This is a genomic window from Acetobacter okinawensis JCM 25146 (assembly GCF_000613865.1).
Taxonomy (GTDB): Bacteria; Pseudomonadota; Alphaproteobacteria; order Acetobacterales; family Acetobacteraceae; genus Acetobacter; species Acetobacter okinawensis.
Genome location: NZ_BAJU01000011.1, coordinates 20,865 through 46,229 on the forward strand (window position 1 = coordinate 20,865; position 25,365 = coordinate 46,229).

Below are 25,365 nucleotides of genomic sequence, written 5' to 3' on the forward strand. Positions count from 1 at the left end.
TTGTGATGCAGGGTTTATGGGTATGACGGTGTCTTATGATGTGATTGTCGTTGGCGGTGGCCATGCAGGGTGCGAGGCCGCCGCCGCCGCCGCGCGCTGCGGTGCCAGAACGCTCCTGCTCACACATAACAAAAAGACGGTTGGCGCCATGTCCTGCAACCCGGCCATTGGTGGTATTGGCAAGGGGCATCTGGTGCGTGAGATCGATGCGCTGGATGGGCTTATGGGCCGTGCGGCAGATCAGGCGGGTATTCACTTCAAGCTGCTTAACCGCTCCAAGGGGCCAGCGGTGCAGGGGCCACGCGCACAGGCAGACCGCATGTTATATCGGCAGGCCATTCAGGACCTGCTGGCCCAGACTCCGGGGCTGGATATTGTGGAAGGGGCCGTTGCCGACCTGCTGTGCCAGAGCAATGGGCAGGTCAGTGGCGTCGTCTGCGAAGATGGCAGGCAATGGCAGGCCGGGGCTGTTGTGCTGACAACCGGTACCTTCCTAGATGGGGTCATCCATATTGGCCACACGTCAAAACCGGCCGGACGTATTGGGGAGCAGCCCGCCATTGCGCTGGCGCAACGCCTGCGCAGCATGGCCCTGCGCATGGGGCGGCTCAAAACCGGTACACCGGCACGGCTTGAACGCAAGAGCATAAACTGGAGCGCTTTGGCGGAGGACAGGGGTGACGTTGTGCCTGAACCCTTCAGCCGCATGACGCAGACCATTACCAACCCGCAGATGGTCTGTGGCATCACCGCGACCACACCGGCAACGCACGATATTATCCGCGAGCACCTGCATCTTTCGGCCGTGTATGGGGGAGGTATTTCCGGTCGGGGGCCGCGCTATTGCCCCTCCATCGAAGATAAGGTCGTGCGGTTTGCAGATAAAACCAGCCACCAGATTTTTCTGGAACCCGAGGCGCTACCTGAGCACGAAGGCGGGCATCTGGTGTACCCCAATGGCATTTCCACCAGCCTGCCAGCTCATGTGCAGGACGCCATGATCCGCTCTATCCCCGGCCTCGAACATGCAGTGATCGCGCAGTATGGTTATGCTGTGGAGTACGATTATGTTGACCCGCGGGAGCTGACAACAGGGTTGGAACTGCGCCAGTGCCCCGGCCTGTTCCTTGCCGGGCAGATCAACGGGACAACAGGGTATGAGGAGGCCGGAGCACAGGGCCTGCTGGCCGGGGTCAATGCCGCCCGACGCGCTGGTGGGTTACCCTCTGTAAGTCTGGACCGGGGTAAAGCGTATATTGGTGTCATGGTGGATGACCTGACAACGCAGGGAGTGAGCGAGCCGTACCGCATGTTCACATCGCGCGCGGAATACAGGCTGACTCTACGGGCAGATAATGCCGACATGCGCCTGACCCGGCTGGGTGTGGAATGGGGGTGTGTTGGAGCGCCTCGTCAGGCCATTTTTGAGCGGGATCTGGCAGAAATTGATGCTGCAACCGAGCGTGCTGGAGCAGAGGGCTGGCAGCCACAGCAGCTTGCCAGCATGGGGATGAAGGTTGCCCAGGATGGCAGGCGGCGGACGTTGTTGGAGGTTCTGGGTTATGGTGCAGATAAGAGCGTTGTAGAGCAGGTGGCGCCATGGTTTCTGGCCGTGCCGGAGCGTGTGCGGCAGTATGTGACCACGCAGGCCCGTTATAGTGGCTACCTGACCCGCCAGAACAGGGAAATCAAGCAGCTTGAAGCCGAGACGGAAATCCGCTTCCCCGCAAAAATGGATTTTGCCAGCATCGGTGGGCTGAGTGCGGAAATGAGGGAGAGGCTGGAACAGGCCCAACCAGAAAGCTTTAGTGCTGCACAGAGAATTCCCGGAATAACGCCCTCTGCTCTTATGACTCTGCTGGCGTATTTGCGCAAAGGCCAGGAGCGTGTCCATGCTGATTGAAAATGATCATGTTTCACGTGAAACAGAAGAGCGCCTGCACGCCTATATGGCCCTGCTCCGCAAATGGAACGAGCGGATCAATCTGGTCTCCCCCAAAGATATGGATAACCTGTGGGAGAGGCACATTCTGGATAGTCTACAGCTTGTACCTTTGATAAAAGGGCGCAGGCAATTTGTTGATATGGGGTCGGGTGGTGGCTTTCCCGGTATTGTTGTCGGGATTGCAGCAGATATTCCGGGTGTGCTGATCGAATCTGATCAGCGTAAATCCGCGTTTCTGCGCGAAGCGGCCAGAGTAACCGGGGCGCGACTGAGTGTTCTGCCCTGCAGGCTGGACCGTGCAGAGGTGCGCCCGCGCCGGTTGTTACCGCCAGAGCGCTCGCCCCATTGGAGAAGTTGCTGGAATGGGCGCGTCCCTTGCTGGAGCCTGACGGTGTTGGCCTGTTTTTAAAAGGACGGCAGGCCGAGCAGGAAATTGAGGAAGCCGCACGGACATGGCGGTTTGATGTCCGGTCATGGCCAAGCAAAACAAGCCCTGATGGTGTTATTCTGGAAGTGAGTAATTTTAATCGTGCAGAAGGCTAACAAAAACAGCAAAAGCTGCTGCATCCTTGCAGTAGCAAACCAGAAGGGTGGGGTCGGCAAAACAACGACCGCCATTAATCTGGCCGCAGCTCTGGCAGCCGATGGCGCTCGTGTTGTGCTGCTGGACCTGGACCCGCAGGGTAATGCCTCTACCGGGGTGGGTGTCAGCTACGATGCCAGAAAGGGCGGAGCGTATGCGCTGCTCATGCACGAAAAATCCGCACAGGACCTGCTACAACCTACTGAGATTGATAACCTGTCCGTTATCGCGGCCAATACGGAGCTGGTAGGCGCTGAAATTGAACTGGTGGAAACGCAGGGTCGTGAATACAGGTTGCGTGAGGCACTGGAGCCACTGGCCGGGCAGACGGACTACATCATCATCGACTGCCCCCCAGCCTTGGCCTGCTGACCCTGAACGCGCTTGTGGCGGCACATGGTGTTCTAGCCCCATTGCAGTGCGAGTTCTTCGCGCTTGAAGGGCTTGGGCATCTGGTCAAAACAATTGGTCATGTGACCAAAGACATGAACCCCACCCTAAAGGTGGCTGGCATTGTGCTGACCATGTATGACAAGCGCAATAATCTGTCCGAACTGGTTGCGGCAGATGCCCGCAGCTTTTTTGGTGATGATGTGCTTGAGACCATTATCCCCCGTAATATTCGTATTTCCGAGGCACAGAGCCATGGTTTGCCGGTCATGACATATGACCCCCGTGCAACCGGGGCGACGGCCTATCAGGCGCTTGCCGCCGAAATTATGAGGAGAACGGCATGAGCGCGCCACCACGGAGCAAACCCGCAGCCCGCCCCAAACTGGGGCGGGGGCTTGCCGCATTACTGGGTGAACCCGCAGGAGTATCCTCCAACGGGCAAAGTGGTCAATCTGAACAAAAAGGGGGGTCTGTGAGCGTTCTTCCGGTTGAAGCTCTGGTTGCCGGGCCGTTCCAGCCACGGCAGGATATGGAACCTGCTGCTCTGGAGGAACTGGCCGCATCCATCCGTGAGCGTGGTATATTGCAGCCTATTCTGGTGCGCCCGGACCCGAATAAAAAAGGCCAGTACCAGATTGTTGCAGGTGAACGGCGGTGGCGCGCAGCACAGCTTGCCCAGTGCCATGAAGTACCCGTGCACGTGCGTGACCTGAGCGAAGCCGATGCCATGGCTGCTGCTCTGGTTGAAAACCTCCAACGCGCAGACCTCAACCCAGTGGAAGAGGCCGAGGGCTTTAATCGTCTGATGGATGATTACAGCCTGACGCAGGAAGACCTTGCCAAAGCCATTGGCAAATCCCGCCCCCATGTTGCCAACACGCTGCGCCTGCTCAAACTACCTGCTGGCGTGCTAGGCGCCCTTAAAAAGGGTGCTCTCTCTGCCGGCCATGCCAGAGCCTTGCTCCCGCACCCTGATGCGGTTGCGGCTGCTGCAGAAGTGATTGCCAAAGGTTTGTCCGTGCGGCAGACAGAGGCATTGGTGCAAAAGGCGCTGGAGCAGCAGGGCAACGCTCCGGTGGTCAAAGAGAAAAAAGCGAGAAATCCCGAAATCGCGGCCCTTGAGCGGGATTTAGCCAGCAAGTTGGGGCTTAAAGTTGCCGTCAATTTTGATGGGCGCAAAGGTGGTTCGCTGGAAATCCACTATAAAAGCCTTGATCAGTTGGACACAGTTCTGGCTTTGTTAAAATCCTGAATTTTCAGGCTTGTGCTTATTTAAAAGGGGTGGTAAAAGACCCCCACTTCAGCCAAATAGGCTGTAAGGGTGCATAGCTCAGTTGGTAGAGCAGCTGACTCTTAATCAGCGGGTCCAAGGTTCGAGTCCTTGTGCACCCACCAAGCTTTTCCTTAGCTTCTGGTGGTTTTAAGGTTTCAGGCTGGCAGGGTTCTCCTGCTTCCGGAGTCAATCCGGAGTCATTTGAAACCGCGTTTTCTGAGCTGGCATGGGGCAGGGTTCTTTCCAGCCACAGATTTTCTCTCTCAAAAACCTGACAGCCTTGGCCCTCCGGCTACCTGTGTGTCTTTTTGTTTCAATTTCGCGGATGCAAAAATTTGCCCATGGCGCGGTCCGGGTGCTCATGGCCGCTAGAGATTGGATACCCCCATCCCCATGACAGTCACCAGCGTTTGAAAACTTGATTTTTTTCAAACAGCCGAAAAAATCCGCGCGTGAGCCTGATGCGGTTGCGGTGCCCAAGGGCATCCCGACTTTCCGATAGCCCCCGGCCTATGAGCCAAGGTTGAGATATGCGCTTTACGCATGACCTTGGCCGCGTCACACCTTCCCGTTCTTACCACCCCTACCCAAAAAAAGGTGTATCAGGTGTAACAGGTGTATCACTCTGGATAAGTGACTGATTTACTTATCTAAAAGTGATACACCTTTTTTGTTCTGGCTGTTACACCTGCCGAAAATAGGTGTATCACTTTGAAAGCATGAATGGCTGTTTTCTGCCATTCATAGGGATATTGCCGCTCTAAATGGCTGGTTTTCCCTGCTTTTTGCCCCTTAAAATACACATTTTTCGTTATGCTTTTGGTGCATAGCTCGGCCTGTTTTAGCTCTGAAATGCTCAAAAATCGGAAAAGAAACCCGCGCGCTGCCCGCGCACACCACGCACGCCATGCCCACGGCTCACGCAGGCTCGGCTGCATCCTTGCAGCGATAAACAGAGGCCCGGCTTATACCAAGACGGCTGGCAATCTCGGTGGCGCTCATACCCTGCTCCATAAGTGCCTGCACTTCGGTGGCCTGATTGCGGGCTGTAGGCTTTCGTCCTTTATAACGTCCGTCCGCTTTAGCCTTGGCTATGCCTTCCATCTGGCGTTCCCGGCGGAGGTTTGTCTCAAACTCGGCAAACACACCCAGCATATCCAGAAAGGCTTTGCCTGCTGCTGTGCTGGTGTCAACGGGCTGTTCTGTGCAGCGCAAGGCTGCACCCTTTGCCTTGAGTTCCATCATAATGGTTTGAAGGTCAGCAATAGAGCGGGCCAGCCGGTCTATGCGTGTGACGACCAGCACATCGCCCCGCTGGAGGAAGGCAAGCAGGGTTTGCAGTTCTTTCCTGCCACTAGTGCTCGACCCTGAAACCTTTTCGGAGCGAATGACCGTGCACCCGGCTGCGGTAAGGGTCTGCTCCTGAATGGTCAGGTCTTGGTCAGTCGTGCTGACTCGCGCATATCCGTAAATGGTCATTCCGCGTCTCGTTTGTCTCAATAGGGTTTAGACTTTCTCTTTTATGTGTCTCAAAATTAAAAATCAACCCATTTGAGACGCAGAAAACCGCCAACCCACTGTCTCACAAATTTGTCTCTATGGGGTATACTTCAAAGAGACACGGCGAGTCATGCTGTGGGTGCATACCGAGCGGAAATAGACCGGAGGGGAGACAGACACGCCCCCTCCGGCCATAACTCACTCATTGCCGGTAGAGAGTGCCAGAATGTTTCCGGCCACCACATAAAGCCGAATATTGCCAGCTTGCCCCGGTGGGCGGACAGATTGCGAGAATTTGCCCTCTTTATCCGGTATCAGCACACCACGCTCGGCCAGCACCTTGGTAGCATCCCGCAGGTTCAGGCCCGCCAGAGCTTCACGCATCCCCGAGGACGTGAGCATGTAACCCCAGCCCCATTGCCCCTCTTGCGTTTTGGCCCAGCGTCTCCAGCCTGCTTGGTTCTGTGTGCGGTATCTCTCTGGTGGTGGTTTGCCTTCATCCCATGACTGGGGGAATTCTTCCGCTGTTTTGTCCACCCAATCCTGAAAGCGTGACGCACCATTGCGGGCAATGAAGTCGCGGAGTTGCTGCACGGCCTGTTCGTCTTCCCTCCGGCCGGAGGTGCCACGCGCCCGTAACCAGTCACCAAAGCATAGACTGACCAGAGCGTCTGCCGTATCGGCATCCCAGCCGGTCAGGCCAAAGGTGGTTGCCAGCTCACCGCCCACAGCAATCATGGCAAAGCGCCGGGCAACGGAACGTACCTGTCCGGAGGCGCGGGGCCAGTTTTGCAGGTATCCTGTTGCTATGGCTTCCAGACGCTCCAGCAGGCGTTCCCGTAGCGGGCGTATGCCTTCCTCCGCCATGAGGGCGGTCAGACGTTCCAGAAAGGTCCGAAAGGGTGCGCCGTAAAACTGCCCGCAGGCATTGCCCAGATAATCCGCAAACTCTCCAGCGCTATCCAGATGGTGCGTGTTCTCAAACAGGCCCATACCGGCCCCTGCATCGGCTGGCACGTCACAGTAGCGCACCTCCATGCCTGCTTTGGTGGCCCGGCCAGCCTCGGAGTTTACATCGGAAAGTGTTTTTTCGCCCGTTGACAGGAATAGCACCCGCCAGCGCGCAACAGTACGAGCAGAGCCGGTGCGACTGGCACGGACTTTGCCTTGCCCGTTGGCAAGCATGTAGCTCACATCGGCAATTTCTCGCGGGTCTAGCTGGCCTATTTCGTCCAGCGGTAGCAGGGCGTCACAACTTGCCAGCGCAACGCTTTCCAGTCCGTTGGAGGTAGAGCGCCAAGAGCGGGCATAGCCTTTGGCCCCTGCATCTGCCGTGCCACCGCATACGCTGGAGGCAACCAGCAATGCTGTGGACTTACCGGCCCGGCTGGCACCAAAGAGCGATATACCACCACCATCCAGCCCCAGCAGGCCGAGCAATGGTGCAGCGAATGAACTCGATACAGCCAGGACAAGACGACTGTTGCCCCGGCACAGCAAACCTATGTGCTGCTGCCATTCTTCCACCGTGCCAGATATGCCAAACAGATCCGTTTCCGGCTCGGCTGTTTGCAGCACTACCCGTTCGTCCATGTTGCCGTAGGTGGCATCTGGCAGCACATAGGCCCGGCCAGACGGCAGTGTATGCCAGCCAATGCGCCCGACCGACTGTGCCCGCTCTGGTGTGGAAACGCTGCTGAGCCAGTCTGCAAAGGCTGTCTTGGCTGCTGGGATGGCCGAAAGTGTAAGCCCACCGTCTGCAAGCTGGCTCCGCAGTTCGCCACAATCGCCACTGAACAGGTTACGCGGAAAAGCCTGTTCATGTTTTTGCCCGTCCCGGTCTATCCAGCCCAGCAGGATGCCCCAGCCTTTGCCATCTGGCCCGCGTGTTTCGGCTATGGCTTCAATGGGGCCGGACAGTTTCATATCATTTTTGGGGTTGTCCGCTGCTTTTCGGAACAGGCCATGAGCGTCACAGAAAAAGCGCCCGTCCTCTGTTTCTGTCCGTCTAGCGGAGGGCTTGCTCTTGGTGTCTTTATCCTTACCGCTTTTCAGTTTGATAACTTTGGCACCCGACAAAGCTGCCCGCACACCTTCACGACCTGTTCCGGCCTGTGTCTGGTTCGTTTCGGAGGACATCGTTCCAGTCTCCATGTTCGATTTCTGGCACGGCGAGCCGAACCGTGCGGCCCTGCTGTGCAAATTGGTGAAGGGCAGCTTTCAGCGCCTTACGCGCAGCCGGATTTCCGGCATCGTTATCAGCCGCCACAATAATTTCGGTAATGGTGTCAGGCAGTTTGACGGCAGCCATGTTGCTTAGGCTGACAGAGGCCAGAACACGGTATTCCGGGCAGGCGATGGCACAACTCAGGGCTGTTTCTATGCCCTCCGCCAGAATGGTCACATCACCATCCGGAGCCATGCCAAGGGCTGCACCAGAGGCACCACGCCATAGGCGGATGCACCCACCTGCAAAGCTACCCAGCACCTTTTTAGCATTTGCCAGTTCAGCTTTGCCCCATGCGCCGGAGGGTGCCTGTGCCAGCCATGTTCTGTGCACCGCAGCCATTTTCCCTGTTGGCCCAACGATTGCGGCCAGCATGGCAGGCAAAGGACGTTGCACCTCCGCACACCACACGGCGGGATGGAAGCGCAACGCACCCGGCGCACGACCAAGCAAGCGCAGGTCTATGCCACGGCCTTGCAGGTAGTGTTCGACCGGAGAGCCTGCAATGCCGGGCGCTGCGTCCTGCCACAGCCGCCGGGCCTTGGCCCTGCGCTGCTGTGCTTCCTTGTCCAGTTCAGGACTATTCAGTTTTTCTTGAACCGGAGGGCGCTGGACGGGGGCATGTGGCGCGTTGTTCGACAGCCCCAGCCATGTGTTGGCCCATGCCATTGCGTCTTTGCGGTTATGGCTAAACAGGCAGGCGGCCACAAGATCCAGAGCATCGCCACGCTCCCCACTGGAGAAGTCACACCACAGCCCCCGCCGTGCACCTGTCAGACGCACAGCAAGGCTTTGCCCCGGCTCTCCAGCTAAAGACCCTACGCGCCATTCCGCTCCGTCCTTTTTGCCATGCGGCAGCAGTTCAGGTGCTAGGCGCGTAATGTGGTCCGCCAGAAGCCGGGCCAGTTCGGAGGCGTTAGGCCGCTGCATGGTCACACCAGTCTTTGGGGAGAATGGCAACACCACCCTCCGGCTCACAGAAAGCACGGCCAGTGATTAGTTCACGGGCGGCATGATCGCGCTTGTCAGCCAGTTCCAGCAGTTCGCCCCAGCCGATCTGCTCCAACCAAAAAAGTGCCTCAGATGAACGGCTATTGCGGCATAGCGCCGCGCGCAAACGCACCAGCTGCCCGAATGGGAATAAACTCCAGTGCCGCATGTATGGGTCTGTCTTCGTCCACAAGGAGGCTTGAGAATGTGGCATCTGCCTCCAAAAGCTCAAGGACATAGCGCCAGACTGTTGCCAGCCCGGCAATGGCCATAGGCGAGGGAACAACGGCAAAATCCGTAATGCCATAAGGCCGGAGGGCTTTGATTAAGTTCGGCTGTGACATGCTTTCAGGGAGGTATCCCTCAACACCTGCCAAGAAATTGAGCAGCCTAGCAAGCAGATTAGGACCATGAGCATCATAGTCCGACCACAGCCATGTGCAGGGTGTTTCCTCATACTGCTTTGCAACCTTGGCCATTTTCACGGTCGAGAGCATGGCGCCATGCGTCCACGTTGGCAGGGCAGTTCTCATGCTGCATTCCCTTCCAGCATGATGGTGTCGAGGCGAGCAAGGAGAACCTTAAGTTTGGCAACACCTCGGTCAGTAACGACAACCTGAGAGCGTTCCTTAAGGTGGCCGTCCTCGTCACGGGTTTCGTGATATTTGTGTGTCAGGCAGCCTGCTTTGATCTTGTCGGCTTTGCCTTGCCAACGCCCGGTGCCACCAGAGCGGTATATCCAGCCCATTGCCTCCATTTTGCTGAGGAACTGGTTACGGGTTTGTCCGCATAGCTTGGCCGCGTCCGTCAGGGTATGTAGCCCGTCCATGCAAGTCAGGCTGTGATATGCCTGTGCTTTAGGCGTCAGCACTCTTACGGCATTTTGGCTGGCGAGAATGGCAGCTTCGGCAACGCCCAAGACATGGCCAATATCAGGCTGTGCGCCAATGCTGTATGTGCCTGTGCGCCGGAGGGCTGGTAGCACCTCTGCTGTAACCCATTTTTTGAACCGCTTGGCTGCTGCTTTCCGACTGGTCAGGATAAGGGAATACAGGCCGGACTCGTTGATAATGGTCATTTCCTGTGAACCGCCAAGGGTCGTCATAATATGACGGTCCTTTTCATCGCTGTCTAAACGATCAGCGGCACGATGCGGCTGGGCAATTTCCAGTACAGCACACACATCAGCATGAACCCACCACGGTAGACCATCACGGGTTAAGACACGGACGGCGTGGCCTTCAAAATCGAAGGCAAAAGGAGCAAGCGCAGTTCTCATGCCACACCTCCGAGTTTTACCGTGGCGTCTGCTGTGCTCCGCACAGAACGCGAGACGACCCATGTGCGGAGGGCGGACAGGGTATAGCCCACGCGCCTTTCAGAGATTTTTACAAAGATTGGCCCTCCGCCATCTTTGCGCATGTTTTGCAGAGTCCTGCTTGATAGCCCGAGAAAATCTGCTGCCCATTTTTCTGAATAGACACGGGTTTCATCCAGAATAGGGGCTGCCGGGAATGGTACGCTCACCCTCATTGTCCCACCTTTTTGTTGGTCTTTTAGGCAAAAGGCATCACTTATGACGCCCCCGTTTTGCAACTGGTGCCTGTTTGAGATTGTTTGTGAGAACAGAAGCCATTTTAGCCAACTCTATGACCAAGACGTGGTTATGATTGCCACCCTGTAGGTATGTAGCCATTTTGTCTTTAAGACCATCGAGACCCTCCGCATAAACCGGGTTAATAATGAGCGGAGGGATGCCTGTTCCTACCCAGCCCTCAACTTCTTTGGGGTTTATTGCTGGGTAAAATTCCTGAATGTCGCGGTTCTGGAACAGTAGATAAACGCGCTTATCGTCCCTTTCGTATTCTGGGAAAGGTGACGGCGGGTTTTCCATAATTGCTCTGTAACGCGCTTTCAGGCTTTCCCGTGCATGATAGATAAAGAACCCGGTTGCACCCAAGCCAAGGCCTGAGTCCATAATGGTCAGGGCTACAGCCATGAGGAACACTTGGTCCGGTGTAAAGTGATTGTCCTGCCCTGCTTGTCCTACCCGTTCCTCTGGTAGCAAAGGGATATTCACGGAAACCAGTTTATCAAACCGCCGTCCGAAAATGGCAGGAGGCCGCTCGCAGGCACCCGACAGCGCCGGATTGCTCAATGTGCGCCATAAGGCATAAAGAGCTTGGCTTTTCTTATAGGTGGCCACGGCGACTCCTTTCTGTTCACCGGGGCATAAAAGCACATCCATTTTATTTGTCCATCAAAATTGTTGGTGTTTGGATGTATTGCTATTTTCGACCACCCCCAGCAGGTCACGGCAGAGCGACCACGCAAGGTATTCCGGAGCGCCGGGGCTGACTGTGCCGTTGCGGTTAAGGGGCATGGCGGTAAGGGCCAGTCGGGCTTTGGCCTGTAGCCCTGCCAGCGTATGGGCTTGCAGGCTCCCGGCCTCATCCCATTTATCGGACAGGGCATCTGCTAGAGCGAGTTCCTGAGCTTCCACATGCGGCGGTATATCAACTGTATGGCTCCATGCCTCGGATAGCTGGCAAAAGGCTGTATCGGCCTCCAGCCCGGCCTGAACCACCCGCAGCAATTCCGCATCATCTGGCGTGGCATAGGCGGCCAGAGCGGGGGTAGCACTACCGGCAAGGGCCAGAACCCCGGCCAGTGCTGTGCGGCGGGATAGGCCGGTTTGTGTGGGGTGTGGCTTGCTCATGCTGCCAGCCCTCCGGCCAGATCATCCAGCAGGCTCAGGACCAGCCGGATCTCCTCACATTCTATGCCTAGGTCAAAGTCTGCAAAGGCAGTGGGGAGGATTGCCCGCAGGATGGCGGCCTTGCCCTGCTGGCCTGCTGGGGTGTTGGCAAGCTGGCTTAGAATATCCACTTCTTGCCCGCACAGCTTGGCTAGATCCGCCTCAAACCGTTTTTGCTCTGGCGAGCCGTAGGGTAACTCCGGGTCTGTATCCATTGCCCTAATGCGGTCATGCACCCGCCAGAACGCGGCACAGAGAGCCAGAGCGGCGCTATCCTCATTGGTAGTAGTAGCACAGGCCATAACGGGCATGGCGGCCACTGTGGCAGCCAATACGGAGGCAAGAGCACCACGGCGGGACAGGCCCGTGGGGGCAGTCTGCATCTGGTTCATTCTGCCACCTCCGGGCTGGGGAGCAGGCAGGCCATGTAAAGCTTGGCGGGTTTGCGTTGGGGCTGCGTGTGGTGTGCCTGTTGGCCGGAGGGGGCTTGCAGGTGTTCGGGGTGCAGAGCGCCAGCCAGAGCCAGCACACAAAGGCCAGCCGCGCCAATGGCGGCCAGAGCATCGCCATGCAGGCGAGCAAGGGTAAGCACTGCCAAGCATTTGCCGGGCATGGTATAGGCGTGGTTAGCCATTACCGTCTCCTGATACGAGCGGTTGTGGTTAGGCCGGATGGAAAGGGTGCAAGCTTTTCATCCGGTCGGTTGCCTCACTAGGCAAGTTAAGCCAATATGGTTGAATATAACTACGAGATCAACCAAAAAGGCTATAGTTTGTCAGGATTGGCTTTAACCCCGGCCCAATGCCGTGCCGCCCGTGCTTTGATTGAATGGAGCCAAGAGGCTCTATCCAACGCGGCGAATGTATCTCGGCATACGGTCAAGGATTTTGAGCGTGGAGTGCGCACTCCTTATCCGAACAATATGGCGGCTATCCGCTCAGCACTAGAAGGCGCTGGCGTCCAGTTTATTCCGGAGAATGGCGGTGGGGTCGGGGTAAGGCTGATAAAGGGGATCAAGGCTTGAAAATTCCGGTCGTCGATTTGTACGACTGTGCGTTTTTAAACAGTAATTTGAGGGATTACAAAGGTGAAAATAATAGCATTTAAAGTCCATGAGCGCTCTGATATATCACTGGATGACGTACTCAATTATATAAAAATACTTCCGTATGAAGAACGCTTTTTTCAAACATCGAATGGTAGCGTACGCCTTGAGAAGGCTGTTTGCAGCCGATCGGGAAATTGGTACCTAGATTTTACAAAAATACGCACATCTGGTCCTGGAAAAACACCACTCGCCGCTCCAATAGAAGATTTTGAATTAAATGATGGAGATGGCTTTGGAGAGGAGACCGCTGTATATTATGATAAAGAACTGTCAGTCATTATCATGCAATACAATCATTATGGACCGAGATCTCCAAGTATATCATCTTATCTATATGCATTTTCTAGGAAAATATCCAAAAAGCCGGTGAATATTGATAAAAATGAAGAAAAAGATGGATTTAATTTAGTTCCGATAATGAAGCCTGATGCCCGAGACAAACTACAACATATGAGATTAGCTAGATCTATTGTGTTTTCTATACATATTCCCGGAATAAACACAGATGAAATCAATCAAAATCAATCGCTAGGCAAAATTCTTGATAACCCCCTAGTAGCTCAAGCCGAAACTCTAAAAGTTGAAATTAAAGCTTCCAAAAAAAGAGATGCCTCTTTACCGTTACCATTGATAAAGGACGCGGTCAGAAGCTTATTAGGTGAACGAGCTAATTTAACGGAGCTCAAAATAATTGCTCGTGAAGATGAAGAAGCTCCTGCTGCACCTATAGATTTTCTTGAAGCACGATTGCAAGTGGATGTTCCTTTAGTTTTGAATGGCGCGCAACGTTATCCACTTGAAGAAAGATGGGAAGCTCTTCAACGTACCTTTCAGTCTTGGCGTGAGCGTGAGTTATTGAGGTAGAATTATGCTAGGTCTATTCTGGGAGCGTTGGGAGGCATGGGTCGTTTCGCTTATTACGGCTACCATATGGTATTATTTTAAAATCAGCTTTCCACAAGACCCCTCGGGCTTGTTAGGTGCGTCCGCTACATTAGCTGCTGTTTTTGCAGGTTTCTTGGGTGTTGCTCAGGGGCTAATTTTAACCATGAAAGACAGCGAAGCTTACAAAATTTTAAAAGAAAATAATCTACTTTCTAGGCTGTTTTCTTATTTAAGAAGCGGGATATCGTCGTCTGTTTTTCTTGCGGTATTATCTGTTGTTGGTTTTTTTTGGTGACACCAAATTCTGATATAAAATCACAATATAAAACAATTTATGAAGCAATGTGGGCATTTTCTAGTATGTTTTCATTTCTGTCGTATCATAGAATTACAAAAATAATGTTTAAACTATTGCGTCATGTTTGATTTTATTTTGTAATTTAATTTACAAATATTTATTCCCTGCCGTGGGTTCGATTCCTACTCCGGAAGCCACACCCAGCACATGCCCGGCCCACGCATCCAGCGCCGCCGCCCGTTCTGTTAGGAACTCATGGCGCTGGTAAACGGCTGCAACGCCTTTAATGGTGCCCTCCGTATGGTTCAGCACTCTATCGGCCACATGGGGGCCAATCCCTAACCGGGCCATGACGGTCACACCCGTGCGGCGGAGGTCATGCAACCGCCACCCCACCGTAGCTTGCAGGGTGGAGGGGCTTTTTTCCCGCTTTTTTTGCCCACTGGTGGCCTGCTCGGCCCGTTCACGCATAATCAGGCTTCCAGCCGTGCCACGGCAGCCGAGAAGCCGGAAATGGGCGTTCTACCTGTGCAGGTAAACACCAAGGGCGATATGGCCCCGGTCTTTGGGTCGGTCTGCCGGTGTAACCCTGCCAGCACATGCCGGGCCGGTTCGGACAGGTGGACAATATGGGCTTTGCCGTTTTTGGCCCGTTCGGCCGGAATGGTCCAGGTTGAAAGGTCGGGGGCTATCTCGCTCCATTGCATCCCCGCTACCTCATTCCTGCGCTGGAGGGTTAATGCCAGCAGGCGAAAGAACGGGCCGAACGGGTAAGGCAGCAGGCCGGAAGCTCGCCAGAACTCCCCCAACTCCGCATCGGACAACACCCGGTCGCGGGAGACTTCGCGGCCTTCCACAATCGCGGCAGAGAATGGGTTGTCTGGCACCAGTCCGCGTTTGACCGCCCAGCCATACATGGCGCGGCCATAGGCATGGAGTCGGCGGGCTGTGGTCGGGTGGTCCTCAGCTATTTCATCCAACCGGGCCTGCACCTCCGCTTGCGTAATGGCGTGGGCTGCACGGCCAAGCAGGTGGGGCAGGGCGTAGCGTATGCGCTGTGGGGCATCGCGCCGGTAGCTGGCCGCCCGGTCGCGTAATGCTCCGGCAAGCCAGCGGTCTATCAGCACATCCAGCGTTAAGGCATTGGCGGCAGCTTGTGCGGCCTGCTCGGCCACCTGCGCCTGATACTCCTGCACCTGTGCCTTTTTATCGCCAGCAGGGTCTCCGCCCGCCATAACGCGGCCCCGTGCGGCTTCGGCCAGTTTGCGGGCCTGTGCCAGTGTTAAGGCTCCATACTGCCCCAGCACCAGCCGTTTAGGCTTACCGGCAAAGCGGTAGTTGAACAGGAAAGTCTTGGTGCCGGTGGCGTTTACCCGCACGGCAAAGCCTTTCACCTCGCTATCGGTAAACATCACGTCCCGCTTACCCGGCGGGCAGGTGAGGGCGTCTATTCCCGATTTTGTCAGCTTCATGCGGCCCCTCCGGGGCATCTGTCACACCTGCTACACCTCACGAACTGGTGAGGTGTAGCAGTCTGAGAGCAAAAAAACTCAATAAAATCAATATAATATATATGAGTGTTACACCTGATACACCTATTACACCGCATTTGGTGTAACCCGGCCCGAATTTTTGGCACCTGTCCCCCTCCTGCACCCGCTGATGCCGTTTTCCGGAGTCAATCCGGAGTCATTTGAAAAGGTAATCCGTGCGGCTCGTTGCGTCACCCTGCATCATCGCTTTTTATAGACCCGCCAAAAACAGCCGTTTTTTCGTCTTCTTGCGGTTCCCTGCGTCTTAACGGTATCTCGGGGTCTGTGTCTCTTAATCAGCGGGTCCAAGGTTCGAGTCCTTGTGCACCCACCAAGCTTTTCCTTAGCTTCTGGTGGTTTTCAGGCTCCGGTTATTTATTTCTGATCGGGGTCTATATTTCCTTAAAAAATCTATCTTTCAGCGTTGTTTCCTTATGGAAGCATAACCGCTGTTGTTTGCCCTATGGGAGAGCATGGTGGCACGTCGTGTGCTGCCCTTGTTTGTTCATGATCCGGTTATAGGATGGCGCATTATCCGGGACAGCCGCAGGCTCGGGGCTGTTCTTCTGGCAATCAGAGCCCACGAGGTATGAGCATGCGTTTTTCCCTCCTTTTGTTGTCCGCTCTTGGTCTGGCAACACCTGCACTGGCAGCAGATTTGCCTGTGACAGCGGAATTTGCAGCCAAACCGGAATATGCGCCGGCCTACCATGCCATGAGTACGCTGCCCGCGTGGGTGTCTGAGCTAAAAGCAACCTCGGTTCCCGTGGAAAAAACCAGCATTGGTGGCAAGCCCTATCTGTTGGGGCATCTGTGCAAACCCCATGATTGCGCGGCTTATCAGATGGAAGTGCTGTTTACCCCGGATGGGCATAAGGCTTGGGGGCTACTGTCCGTTGTGACCAACAATACCCTGTACCAGATGCCGCTGGGTGAGCCCTCTGCTCCTGTGCTGGATGCGCTTCAGTCCGCGTATAATGTCAACAACCCTGATCGTCCCGGTCGTAATGCTGCGGAGACTGGTAAAAAAAGCCCGGCCTCCCCATAAAGTAAGGCATGACGGGTTTTCAGGGCGATCTTTTTGCGCGGCAGGTGGCCGCGCCACGGGTTACTGTGCCCGTGGCGCTATGGGACAGGCTGGCCCGCTCTGCATTTAGGCAGCGGTTCCACCTGAACGCGCAGGATATGGCATATCTGCTGGAAAAAGGTCTGCCCCTTGTTCTGGAGCACGGGCAGGATTTTATTGCCCGCCGTCTGGCCCCGGCTTCACCCCTTAAGGATGGACGGCAGACACCCTGGAAGGGCCACCCCGTATTTGTGGCGCAACATGCGACGGGCACATGCTGCCGCTCCTGTCTGGCCAAATGGCACGCGCTTCCTTCTGGCCGTCGCCTGAGCGCGGATGAACAGACGTATATCCTTAGCGTGTTGGCACAGTGGCTGGAAAAAGAGATGGCGCGCGCAGCCCGTTAGGGTTCAGGAGGCTGAGGGCTGGCGGTCCATCAGCAGGGATGTGACAGCTTTTTTGAACGGGGAGAACCTGTCGGCCATGCGCAGGCACCCTTCGCGGATCTGGCGGAATGGTGGGCCGTCATGCGTGTAAAGCGAGGCAATACCATTGGTGCCTGCAAACAGGAGTGCCGTTGCCTTGCGGTGCTGGTGCTCAAAGGCGCGTAGGGCAGTTGGGGCACCTGCATCTGCCCCATTGGCTACAGCGGCCAGAACGTGCCGGACCAGTGTTTCCTGCCCTTTAAGGCCGAGGTTGAAGCCGTGGGCCGTAATCGGGTGCATGCCCACGGCTGCATCGCCTACAAGGGCAAGACGGCGTGCGGTAAACCTGTGTGCATAAACGCCTTTGAGCGGGTACACATGCCGGGTGCTGACAAGCCGCATGGCGCCCAGCCGGTTGCCAACGCGGCGCATGATTTCGGTATTAAATGCTTCTCGCGGCATGTGAGCCAGTGTGGCGATGTCCTCCGGCGGTAGGGTCAGCACAAGGGAGGACGCCATCCCGTTTACGGGCAGCAGGGCAATTGTCTGCCCCTCATCAAACCATTGCAGGGCGACGTTATGGTGGGGGGATTCATGCGCCATGCGGCAGACCATCATGGACTTGCCAAAGTCATGGACAATGGCGCCAATGCCTGCGCGCTGGCGGGTGGGGGAAAAACGCCCATCCGCTCCGACTACCAGTCTGGCATTCACCTGTCCGCCATTATGGTGGACGGCGGCGTAGTCCTGCCCCTGCCGGATGGTCTGCACAACCGTATCGGACTGCAAGGTAATGTTGGGCATGTGCTGTGCGGCAGCAAACAGCGCGCGGCGAATCTGGTTATTGGAAACCAGCCAGCCTAGTGCATCTACCCCCTCACCACGCGTATCAAACGTGAGCGGGTGGCGGAAACTGCCTGTTTCAATCCGCGCTTCCTTGAGCGGGCAGATAACGGCCTGCGGAATGTGGGACCACGCCCCTGCCTGCTCCAGCAGACGGACGGAGTGGTGGGTCAGAGCAATTTCCCGCCCGTCAAAACCGGGTTCGGACCAGGTATTAAGCGGCGCGCGCTCCATAACCGTGACCGAAAGGCCGCCCTGCGCCATAAGCAGGGCTGTGGCCAGCCCGACCGGGCCACCACCGATAATGGCAACATCTGTCTGCGCAGGATCGGGCATGGCGGTTAGTCCTTGTCAGCGCCAAAGGTTACGGGCTGGCCGTGCCAGTGTGCGGTAAACAGGGCTGGGTCGGCCCGTTTTGGGGTGTGCTGCGCCCCATCGGGCGTCCCCACGAATAAAAAGCCTGCCAGCTTGGACAGCCCCAGATCGGCCGCCAGAATGGGGTCCTCAACCAGTGCGCCAGATACCCACACACCGCCAAAACCCGTTGCGTGGAGGGCGTTGAGGATATTCATGGCACCTGCCGCCACGCACATTTCCTGCTCCCAGAGCGGGATTTTGTGCTCAGGGCGCAAATGCATGCCCAGAGCAATAATCATGGGCATGGTGGAGAACCGGCTGCGCCGTTTTTCAATTTTGGCAGCAGGGGCTTCTGGCTCCACACGCGCCATGCTGGCCACAATACGCTCGGCCAGTGCTGGGCGGTCCTCCCCTGCAATCACAACATAACGCCATGGCTGGAGTCTGCCATGGTCGGGCGCACGCATGGCTGTGGCCAGTATATCCATGAGCTGAGCGGGCGCAGGTGCAGGGTCTTGCAACCGGTCGGTGGAGGCTCGGGTAAGCAGCATGTCCATAGGCGTCATGGTCAGGGCCTTTGTTGCGGCAAGGAGTGTTGTGGACGTTACTGGGGGAACGCGGGCAGAGGCCCACCACCCATGAGATGCAGGTGAAAATGCGGCACTTCCTGCCCCGAGTTCGTGCCTGCGTTGGTGATCAGCCGGTATCCGTCTTCTTCCAGCCCCAGTGTGTGGGCGATCTGGCCTGCGGAGCGCATGACCTCGGCAATTTCCTCCGCAGGGGCATTCTTGCTGAAGTCCATGAAGGAGACATAGGGCTTTTTGGGGATAATCAGCACATGCACGGGGGCTTTGGGTGCGATGTCCTTGAACGCCAGAACCCATTCGTTTTCAAAAACAGGTTTGCACGGGATTTCCCCACGCAGAATTTTGCAAAAATATTCTGCGGATCATAAGGGCCTTTGCCGGTCACAGCCATGGTGGTTCAGTCCTGTGTTGTGGTGTCTGGCGTGGTTGTATCTGCCGTGTGCGGTGCGGGTTTGGGGCGGGAGGCTTTTTCGGCAATGCCGCTGGTGCCTTCGCGCCGCGCCAGTTCGGCCCAGACCTCTTCTGGCGTAATGCCTGCGTTCACCCACATGACAATCAGGTGGTAGAGCACATCCGCACTTTCGCCCACCAGCAGGCTGGTACGGCCTGCTACGGCCTCAATCAGACATTCCACGGCTTCTTCGCCAAATTTCTGGGCGATTTTGTATGTCCCGCGTGAGAGCAGGCGGGCCGAATGGCTGACCGAGGGGTCGGCGTTTTTGCGGCTCTGCACAACATCGTACAGCCGGTTCAGAACCGAGCTGTCTGCCTCGGTGGACAAAGGAGGGTGTTGCGTGGTTTCCGCCGCCTTGGTTTTTTTGGTCTTGGTGGTTTTGGTCTCGGCCTTGATGGTGGCTTTTGACGGAGCTTTTTTAATCATGCGTCTGACTGACCTGAAAAGGGGCGGGGGAAGGGCGAACCGGCAGTCCGGCATTGCTCAGGGCCTGCTTGACCTGCGCAACGGTAAACTGCCCAAAATGGAAAACACTGGCGGCCAGCAACCCGGTAGCCCCGGCTTTGGCGCCTTCTACAAAATGCTCCAGCGTGCCAACTCCGCCGGAAGCCACAATTGGCAGGCGCACGGCCTGCGTTGCGGCCCGGAGCAGGTCCAGATCAAAGCCGCTGCCCGTTCCGTCACGGTCCATGGAGGTCAGCAGGATTTCTCCCGCCCCACGCTCTGCGGCCTGCCTGCACCAGTCTATGGCGTCTATGCCTGTGGGGGTGCGCCCGCCGTGGGTAAAGACTTCCCATTTGCCCGGAGCCGTCTGGCGGGCATCCACCGCCACCACAACGCACTGGCTACCAAACTTGCGTGCGGCTTCGTTAATCAGCTCAGGGCGGGTGACTGCGGCCGAGTTCATGGCGCATTTGTCTGCCCCTGCCAGCAGCAGGCGGCGCATGTCGTCTGTTGTGCGCACGCCCCCGCCCACGGTCAGGGGCAGAAAGATTTTTTCCGCCGTCTTGCCAACCACGTCTAAAATGGTGTCCCGGTTTTCGTGGCTGGCGGTAATGTCGAGGAAGGTCAGCTCATCCGCCCCGGCGGCGTCGTATACTGCCGCCTGCTCCACCGGGTCGCCCGCATCACGCAGGGAGACAAAGTTGACCCCCTTGACCACCCGGCCATTTTTGACGTCCAGACAGGGAATAACGCGTAGCTTCAGCATCCGCTCAGTACTCGCAGGGCTTCAGTCGGGGACACGCGCCCATCATACAGCGCGCGGCCAACAATAACACCTTCTATGCCCGGTGTGGTGTTGGCCGCCTGGCGCAGGGCGGCAAGGTGCTCAATGCCGCCAACGCCCCCGCTAGCAATAACGGGAATGGATACGGTGTTGGCCAATGCCACGGTCTGCTCAATATCCAGCCCTTCCAGCATGCCGTCACGGCTGATCTCGGTAAAGATGACAGCACTTACCCCCGCGTCCTGCATGCGCAGGGCAAGGTCGGTTGCCTGCATATCGGAGACTTCGGCCCAGCCCTCCGTGGCGACATGGCCCGAGCGTGCATCAATCCCCGCAACAACACGACCGGGGAAGGTGCGGCATGCCTCGCGCACCAGTGCGGGATTCTTGACCGCGACCGAGCCCAGAATAACGCGGGTAATGCCCGCATCCAGCCATGCTGCAATGGCCTTCATGTCACGCAGGCCGCCACCAAGCTGTACGGGCACGCGGGCTGCGGCCAGAATGGCACGGACTGCGTCTGTATTGGCTGAAGCACCGGCAAAAGCACCGTTCAGGTCCACCACGTGCAGCCATTCAAAGCCCGCATCCTGCCATGCCGCTGCCTGTGTGCCGGGGTTGTCGGAATAGACGGTTGCATCGTCCATTTCTCCACGGCGCAGACGTACGCAGGCCCCATCCTTCAGGTCGATGGCGGGGTAGAGGGTCAGGGGGCGGGGGGATGCGGGTGTATTCATGACGTGTGCGTGGCTTCTTGTTCGTTGCAGGTTCTGGCGGGCTGGTGGGGCAGGGTATCATCCAGACATTTGGTAAGGAACAGCCCGCAGACCAGTTCGTCCCCCACCCGCGCATAAAACGGATGTTCGCCCCAGATGTGGAACCCGGTTTTTTTAAACAGGGCAATGGCGGCAGTCTGTGTTTGCAGTACGTCCACGTTCAGCACCCTGAAGCCCATGTTGCGTGCGGCATTTTCTACCTCCTGCAACAAGGCGGCTCCCAGTCCGCGCTCGCGCGCATAGGGGGCGACAAACAGATGGGCAAGAGTGACGCACATGGCTTGCAGTTCGTTATTACGCGGGGCGCGGATAAGCTGGGCCCCGCCCACAATAACCCCGTCAACCTGACGGCGAACAGCATGCGCTCGGGCACCAGCAGCAGCCCCCTAAAATAGCGCTCAAGAACCTGCCGCCCCTGTGGCTGCAACCAGCCAAAACCGCCACCATCCAGAATGGCGGCATCCACGGCTTCGCACAGCGCCTGAAGGTCATCTTCCTCTAAGGCGAGAATGCGCTGGACGCGGGCAGTGCGCGACATCAGAGTGTCTCTTCCGGCTGCCATGCAAGGAAGTTTGCAAGGATCTTCAGCCCCACGGTCTGGCTTTTTTCCACGTGGAACTGTGTCCCGGCAACATTGCCGCGACCCACTATGGCGGGCACGCTGCCGCCGTAGTCCGCACTGGCAAGTAACACGTCATCCGTTGTGTTGCGCAGGGCGTAGGAATGGACAAAATAGCCGTGCGGGGCGGGGCCTAAGCCCTGCGTAAGCGGGTGGGGTTTGTGGAGTTCCAGTTCGTTCCAGCCCATCTGGGGCAGGCGCAGGCCGGGGGCGTCCATGGGGGCAATTTCGCCCTCAATCCAGCCGAAGCCCTCTGTTACACCATGCTCAAGCCCACGCTGGGCCATAAGCTGCATGCCCACACAGATACCTAGAAAAGGCGTGCCTTTTGCCACGGTCTGCAAAATGGCGTCCTTGAGCCCGGCAATAGACTCAAGCCCTTGGGCACAGTCGGCAAACGCACCCTGGCCAGGCAGAATAATGCGGTCCGCACGCCGGACTTCTGCGGGTTCGTTGGTAATGATGGCTGTGGCGGCAATGCCTGAAAGCTCGGCCGCGCGCATGGTGGCGCGGGCGGCGGAGGCCAGATTGCCCCCTTCATAGTCAACAACGGCAATGGAGAGAGGCTGGGCCATAAAACCCTCCTGATTCTGATCCTGCGGAAAACCCTGCCATTGACCCGCATCGGGGCAAAAAAGCAGGGCTGGTTGTCTGTCTGGTCTGCCGCCATACCCGTGGTGGGCATGGCTGGATCATCTGCGCAGCCAGCGAGTTTATAGCACACCTTTGGTCGAAGGAATGGCTCCCAGTGCGCGCGGGTCTGGCTCTACCGCCATGCGCAGGGCGCGGGCAAGGGCCTTGAACGCGGCTTCGGCAATATGGTGGCAGTTTTTGCCTGCTCTTTGGTTCAGGTGCAAGGTGAGCATGGCCGACATGGCAAACGCCCGAAAAAATTCTTCCACCAGTTCCGTGTCCAGCGTGCCAAGGCGGTCGCGGTCAAACGTGGCGTCAAAGGTCAGGAACGGTCGGCCAGACAGGTCCACCACGGCCTCGCACAGGGCTTCGTCCAGCGGGACAAGGGCCGAGCCAAAGCGGCGCACGCCGCGCTTGTCACCCAGTGCGGTGCGCATGGCCTGCCCCAGCGCAATGCCGGTATCCTCTACTGTATGGTGCCCATCAATATGCAGGTCACCCTTGACCGTTATGTCCAGATCAAACAGGCCATGCTTGGCCAGAGCGGTCAGCATGTGGTCAAAAAAGCCGATACCGGTCTCAATCCGAGATTTGCCAGTCCCGTCCAGTGTCAGGGCAATGGCAATATCGGTTTCGCTGGTAACGCGGTGAACTGTGGCGTGGCGCGGTGTTGTCATGGTCTGAGCTTATAGCTCAAGAACGGGCACAATGCCATTCCGCCAGCACTGGTCTGTTTTCAGGTCTGGGGCACCTGTTCGTCCAGTTCCCTCAGCCACAGTGTGGCATTGCCATCGGCCGGGGCGCGCCAGTCCCCACGGGGGGAAAGACTGCCCCCCGCCATGACCTTGGGGCCATTGGGCATGGCCGAACGCTTGAACTGGCTGGTGGTAAAAAACCGGAACAAAAAGACCCGGAGCCATTTGCGGATGTCTGCCAGCGTATAGCTCGTGCGTTCATGCTCCATAAAGCCTGCTGGCCATGCGCCGCGCGCCACATCGGCCCATGCCTGTTCGGCCATAAAGGCAATGCGCGTAGGGCCAAATCCGTGGCGGAGTATATAGTAAAGAGTAAAATCATGCAGGGCGTATGGCCCTATGGTGTCTTCCGTGCTCTGGCTGCCCCCTGCGGATTGGGGGATTAACTCGGGCGATATCTCGGTTGCCAGCACGGTGCGCAGTACGGAGCCGACATCGGCCGGGAAGTGGCCGGAGGCTATGCACCAGCGGATCAGGTGCTGGATCAGGGTTTTGGGGAGTCCTGCGTTAACGTTGTAATGGGCCATCTGGTCGCCCACGCCATAGGTGCACCACCCCAGAGCCAGCTCGGACAGGTCCCCCGTGCCAATGACAATGCCGTTGTGCTGGTTGGCCAGCCGGAACAGAAAATCCGTGCGCAGCCCGGCCTGTACATTTTCAAAGGTAATGTCATGCACGGCCTCGCCCCGGGCAAAGGGGTGGTCGAGTGTCTGGAGCATCAGGGTTGCTGCGGGGCGGATGTCCAGTGTGGCGCGTGTAATGCCCAGGTGTTCCATCAGGCGTTTGCGCTGGCCAGTGTCTGCTCCGTGGTGCCAAAGCCGGGCATGGTGTACCCGCGCACGGCACTGCGTGGCCAGCCCAGCTCGTCCGCCGTGCGCACGGCCACAAGTAGGGCGTGTGTGGAGTCCAGCCCGCCCGATACGCCAATGACCATGGTTTTGGCTTTGCAGCTTGTCAGCCGCTGGCGGAGGGCCGAGACCTGAATGGTAAAGGCTTCAAAACAGTCCTGTTCCAGCCGCGCGGGGTCCGCAGGCACAAAGGGAAAGCGCGGGAGTGGGCGCAAAAGCCCAAGGTCCGCCATGGGTGGGGCCAGCGTAAAGCCTATGGAACGCCATGTGCCGTGGCTGGTCTGGGCAGATGTGGCGGTTACGTTTGCACAGTCTGCAAAGGTGCCCATCTGCGTCCGTTCATGGCGGATAAGGGTCAGGTCCACATCGGCCACGACCGCACATGCACCACTGGGGAAACGCGCACTTTTGGCCAGCAGGGTGCCGTTTTCAAAAATGGCGGTCTGGCCATCCCACGCCAGATCAGTGGTGGATTCGCCTTCCCCGGCGGCGGCATACAGGTAAGCGGCCACACATCGTGCGGACTGGGAGCGGCAGAGCAGGCTGCGGGTTTCCGCCTTGCCTACGGTAATATCGCTCGCGGACAGGTTGGCCAGCACGGTAGCCCCCGCCATGGCCTGTGCCGTGGAGGGCGGGCTGGGCACCCACATGTCCTCGCAGATTTCTACCCCAAGGCAAAAACCGGGTACGTCATGGGCGGCAAAAAGCAGGTCCACACCAAAGGGAACACTCAGCCCCCCCAGTTGCAGGCTTTGGCCCCGTATGGCCGCACCGGGTGCAAAGTGTCGCCGTTCATAGAATTCGCGGTAATTTGGTAGGTAGCTTTTTGGCACTACGCCCAGAATACGGCCCCTGTGCAGAACAACGGCGCAATTATACAGGCTGTTCATGTGGCGCAGGGGGGCGCCAACCACCAGCACGGGCAGCAGGTCGGTGGAGGCCTCAGCCAGTGCGAGGAGCGCGTACTCGACCGCATGCAGCACTGTGCTGTTCTGGAGCAGGTCTTCTATGGAATAACCGCTCAACCCCAGTTCGGGGAAGACGCACAGACCTGCACCCTGACTGGCGCAGTTGCGGGCGGTGGCTGCAATCTGCTCCATGTTGGCCTGCGGGTCCGCAAGGGTGACAGGCACGGTACAGGCTGCCACGCGCACAAATCCCTGATGGTACAGAGATCGGAATAGGGACGTGGTCACGGCTTTCCTTCCTTGCCGGGGTGCATGGTTCTGTCTAGCAGGTGAGCAAACTGGCCGCCAAGGGTTGGTAAAGTGCTGTTTTATGA

At 57.3% G+C, this 25,365-nt stretch carries 23 protein-coding genes, 1 tRNA gene and 6 pseudogenes; 10 read left to right on the top strand and 20 right to left on the bottom strand.

Annotated elements, in window-relative coordinates; genetic code table 11:
* Window positions 1–22: 22 nt before the first annotated feature.
* The 5 genes and pseudogenes from mnmG (at window position 23) to JCM25146_RS06855 (ending at window position 4,316) form a co-directional block, all read left to right on the top strand.
* Window positions 23–1,903 carry a tRNA uridine-5-carboxymethylaminomethyl(34) synthesis enzyme MnmG gene (mnmG, locus tag JCM25146_RS06835; RefSeq protein ID WP_025826823.1) on the top strand — a complete coding sequence of 627 codons (1,881 nt, stop codon included), beginning with the start codon at window positions 23–25 and terminating at the stop codon, window positions 1,901–1,903.
* Window positions 1,893–2,488: pseudogene (gene rsmG / locus JCM25146_RS17860) on the top strand (16S rRNA (guanine(527)-N(7))-methyltransferase RsmG). Before mnmG ends, rsmG begins: the two are co-directional and overlap by 11 nt.
* Window positions 2,475–3,265 (top strand): annotated as a pseudogene (locus JCM25146_RS17865) (ParA family protein). Before rsmG ends, JCM25146_RS17865 begins: the two co-directional pseudogenes overlap by 14 nt.
* A complete protein-coding gene (locus JCM25146_RS06850; RefSeq protein WP_025826825.1) occupies window positions 3,262–4,173 on the top strand; it encodes a ParB/RepB/Spo0J family partition protein in 912 nt (303 codons plus the stop codon). Before JCM25146_RS17865 ends, JCM25146_RS06850 begins: the two are co-directional and overlap by 4 nt.
* A 67-nt stretch (window positions 4,174–4,240) precedes the next feature.
* Window positions 4,241–4,316: transfer RNA gene (locus JCM25146_RS06855), tRNA-Lys, on the top strand.
* Between the two features lie 796 nt (window positions 4,317–5,112).
* Here the strand turns inward: JCM25146_RS06855 and JCM25146_RS06865 are convergent.
* The 10 genes from JCM25146_RS06865 to JCM25146_RS17875 all read right to left on the bottom strand — a co-directional run bounded on the left by JCM25146_RS06865 (window position 5,113) and on the right by JCM25146_RS17875 (window position 12,303).
* Complete coding sequence (locus JCM25146_RS06865) at window positions 5,113–5,673, bottom strand: recombinase family protein (RefSeq protein WP_025826829.1); 561 nt, start codon at window positions 5,671–5,673, stop codon at window positions 5,113–5,115.
* Between the two features lie 219 nt (window positions 5,674–5,892).
* Window positions 5,893–7,833, bottom strand: a complete 1,941-nt coding sequence (locus JCM25146_RS06870) for a DUF927 domain-containing protein (protein ID WP_035372139.1) — start codon at window positions 7,831–7,833, stop codon at window positions 5,893–5,895.
* Complete coding sequence (locus JCM25146_RS06875; protein WP_025826833.1) at window positions 7,790–8,851, bottom strand: DUF7146 domain-containing protein; 1,062 nt, start codon at window positions 8,849–8,851, stop codon at window positions 7,790–7,792. The genes JCM25146_RS06870 and JCM25146_RS06875 overlap by 44 nt, the downstream gene beginning before the upstream one ends.
* The gene (locus tag JCM25146_RS23615) at window positions 8,838–8,987 is read right to left on the bottom strand and encodes a hypothetical protein (protein WP_242400981.1); all 150 of its coding nucleotides are present in this window, start codon (window positions 8,985–8,987) and stop codon (window positions 8,838–8,840) included. Before JCM25146_RS23615 ends, JCM25146_RS06875 begins: the two co-directional genes overlap by 14 nt.
* Window positions 8,988–9,012: 25 nt before the next feature.
* Window positions 9,013–9,444: a hypothetical protein gene (locus JCM25146_RS17870; protein WP_242400982.1), complete on the bottom strand. Its 432-nt coding sequence runs from the start codon at window positions 9,442–9,444 to the stop codon at window positions 9,013–9,015.
* Window positions 9,441–10,190, bottom strand: a complete 750-nt coding sequence (locus JCM25146_RS06885; RefSeq protein WP_025826834.1) for a BRO family protein — start codon at window positions 10,188–10,190, stop codon at window positions 9,441–9,443. The genes JCM25146_RS17870 and JCM25146_RS06885 overlap by 4 nt, the downstream gene beginning before the upstream one ends.
* A 291-nt stretch (window positions 10,191–10,481) precedes the next feature.
* Entirely contained in the window at window positions 10,482–11,117 is a 636-nt protein-coding gene (locus JCM25146_RS06895) for a hypothetical protein (RefSeq protein WP_148298999.1), read from the bottom strand.
* A 54-nt stretch (window positions 11,118–11,171) separates the two neighbouring features.
* A complete protein-coding gene (locus JCM25146_RS06900) occupies window positions 11,172–11,630 on the bottom strand; it encodes a hypothetical protein (RefSeq protein ID WP_025826840.1) in 459 nt (152 codons plus the stop codon).
* On the bottom strand, window positions 11,627–12,061 hold the full coding sequence (locus JCM25146_RS06905) for a hypothetical protein (protein ID WP_025826842.1): 435 nt from the start codon (window positions 12,059–12,061) through the stop codon (window positions 11,627–11,629). Before JCM25146_RS06905 ends, JCM25146_RS06900 begins: the two co-directional genes overlap by 4 nt.
* Window positions 12,058–12,303 carry a hypothetical protein gene (locus JCM25146_RS17875; RefSeq protein ID WP_025826844.1) on the bottom strand — a complete coding sequence of 82 codons (246 nt, stop codon included), beginning with the start codon at window positions 12,301–12,303 and terminating at the stop codon, window positions 12,058–12,060. Before JCM25146_RS17875 ends, JCM25146_RS06905 begins: the two co-directional genes overlap by 4 nt.
* Before the next feature lie 96 nt (window positions 12,304–12,399).
* Between JCM25146_RS17875 and JCM25146_RS06915 the strand changes: the two genes are divergently transcribed.
* The 3 genes from JCM25146_RS06915 (at window position 12,400) to JCM25146_RS21970 (ending at window position 13,957) form a co-directional block, all read left to right on the top strand.
* Window positions 12,400–12,693: a helix-turn-helix domain-containing protein gene (locus JCM25146_RS06915; RefSeq protein WP_242400983.1), complete on the top strand. Its 294-nt coding sequence runs from the start codon at window positions 12,400–12,402 to the stop codon at window positions 12,691–12,693.
* Window positions 12,694–12,756: 63 nt separating this feature from the next.
* On the top strand, window positions 12,757–13,641 hold the full coding sequence (locus JCM25146_RS21965) for a DUF6731 family protein (RefSeq protein ID WP_148299000.1): 885 nt from the start codon (window positions 12,757–12,759) through the stop codon (window positions 13,639–13,641).
* 4 nt (window positions 13,642–13,645) lie between these two features.
* A complete protein-coding gene (locus tag JCM25146_RS21970; RefSeq protein WP_148299001.1) occupies window positions 13,646–13,957 on the top strand; it encodes a hypothetical protein in 312 nt (103 codons plus the stop codon).
* Window positions 13,958–14,107: 150 nt separating this feature from the next.
* On the opposite strand, the pseudogene JCM25146_RS17880 reads toward JCM25146_RS21970, so the two are convergent.
* A pseudogene (locus JCM25146_RS17880) lies at window positions 14,108–15,432 on the bottom strand (tyrosine-type recombinase/integrase).
* A gap of 655 nt (window positions 15,433–16,087) precedes the next feature.
* Here JCM25146_RS17880 and JCM25146_RS06925 point away from each other — a divergent pair.
* Together JCM25146_RS06925 and JCM25146_RS06930 are read left to right on the top strand one after the other, a co-directional pair.
* Complete coding sequence (locus JCM25146_RS06925) at window positions 16,088–16,540, top strand: Ivy family c-type lysozyme inhibitor (RefSeq protein ID WP_051544107.1); 453 nt, start codon at window positions 16,088–16,090, stop codon at window positions 16,538–16,540.
* A gap of 8 nt (window positions 16,541–16,548) precedes the next feature.
* Entirely contained in the window at window positions 16,549–16,965 is a 417-nt protein-coding gene (locus JCM25146_RS06930; protein ID WP_025826850.1) for a DUF4186 domain-containing protein, read from the top strand.
* Between the two features lie 3 nt (window positions 16,966–16,968).
* Here the strand turns inward: JCM25146_RS06930 and ubiM are convergent, their stop codons facing one another.
* The 9 genes and pseudogenes from ubiM to JCM25146_RS17895 form a co-directional block, all read right to left on the bottom strand.
* Window positions 16,969–18,162: a 5-demethoxyubiquinol-8 5-hydroxylase UbiM gene (ubiM, locus tag JCM25146_RS06935; protein ID WP_025826852.1), complete on the bottom strand. Its 1,194-nt coding sequence runs from the start codon at window positions 18,160–18,162 to the stop codon at window positions 16,969–16,971.
* Window positions 18,163–18,167: 5 nt separating this feature from the next.
* Window positions 18,168–18,749 (bottom strand): nitroreductase family protein, encoded by a 582-nt coding sequence (locus tag JCM25146_RS06940; RefSeq protein ID WP_025826854.1) that lies wholly within the window; start codon window positions 18,747–18,749, stop codon window positions 18,168–18,170.
* Between the two features lie 38 nt (window positions 18,750–18,787).
* Window positions 18,788–19,161, bottom strand: a pseudogene (locus JCM25146_RS17885) (histidine triad nucleotide-binding protein).
* Between the two features lie 6 nt (window positions 19,162–19,167).
* Window positions 19,168–19,650, bottom strand: coding sequence for a phosphoribosyl-ATP diphosphatase (locus JCM25146_RS06950; protein ID WP_025826856.1), 483 nt, complete (start codon window positions 19,648–19,650; stop codon window positions 19,168–19,170).
* Window positions 19,643–20,434, bottom strand: coding sequence for an imidazole glycerol phosphate synthase subunit HisF (gene hisF, locus JCM25146_RS06955; RefSeq protein WP_025826857.1), 792 nt, complete (start codon window positions 20,432–20,434; stop codon window positions 19,643–19,645). The genes JCM25146_RS06950 and hisF overlap by 8 nt, the downstream gene beginning before the upstream one ends.
* Window positions 20,428–21,766, bottom strand: a pseudogene (gene hisA / locus JCM25146_RS24875) (1-(5-phosphoribosyl)-5-[(5-phosphoribosylamino)methylideneamino]imidazole-4-carboxamide isomerase). The gene hisF and the pseudogene hisA overlap by 7 nt, the downstream one beginning before the upstream one ends.
* A complete protein-coding gene (gene hisH / locus JCM25146_RS06965; RefSeq protein WP_025826859.1) occupies window positions 21,766–22,422 on the bottom strand; it encodes an imidazole glycerol phosphate synthase subunit HisH in 657 nt (218 codons plus the stop codon). Before hisH ends, hisA begins: the two are co-directional and overlap by 1 nt.
* Window positions 22,423–22,560: 138 nt before the next feature.
* On the bottom strand, window positions 22,561–23,157 hold the full coding sequence (hisB, locus tag JCM25146_RS06970) for an imidazoleglycerol-phosphate dehydratase HisB (protein WP_025826860.1): 597 nt from the start codon (window positions 23,155–23,157) through the stop codon (window positions 22,561–22,563).
* A gap of 59 nt (window positions 23,158–23,216) precedes the next feature.
* A pseudogene (locus JCM25146_RS17895) lies at window positions 23,217–25,279 on the bottom strand (NAD(+) synthase).
* Window positions 25,280–25,365: the final 86 nt, after the last annotated feature.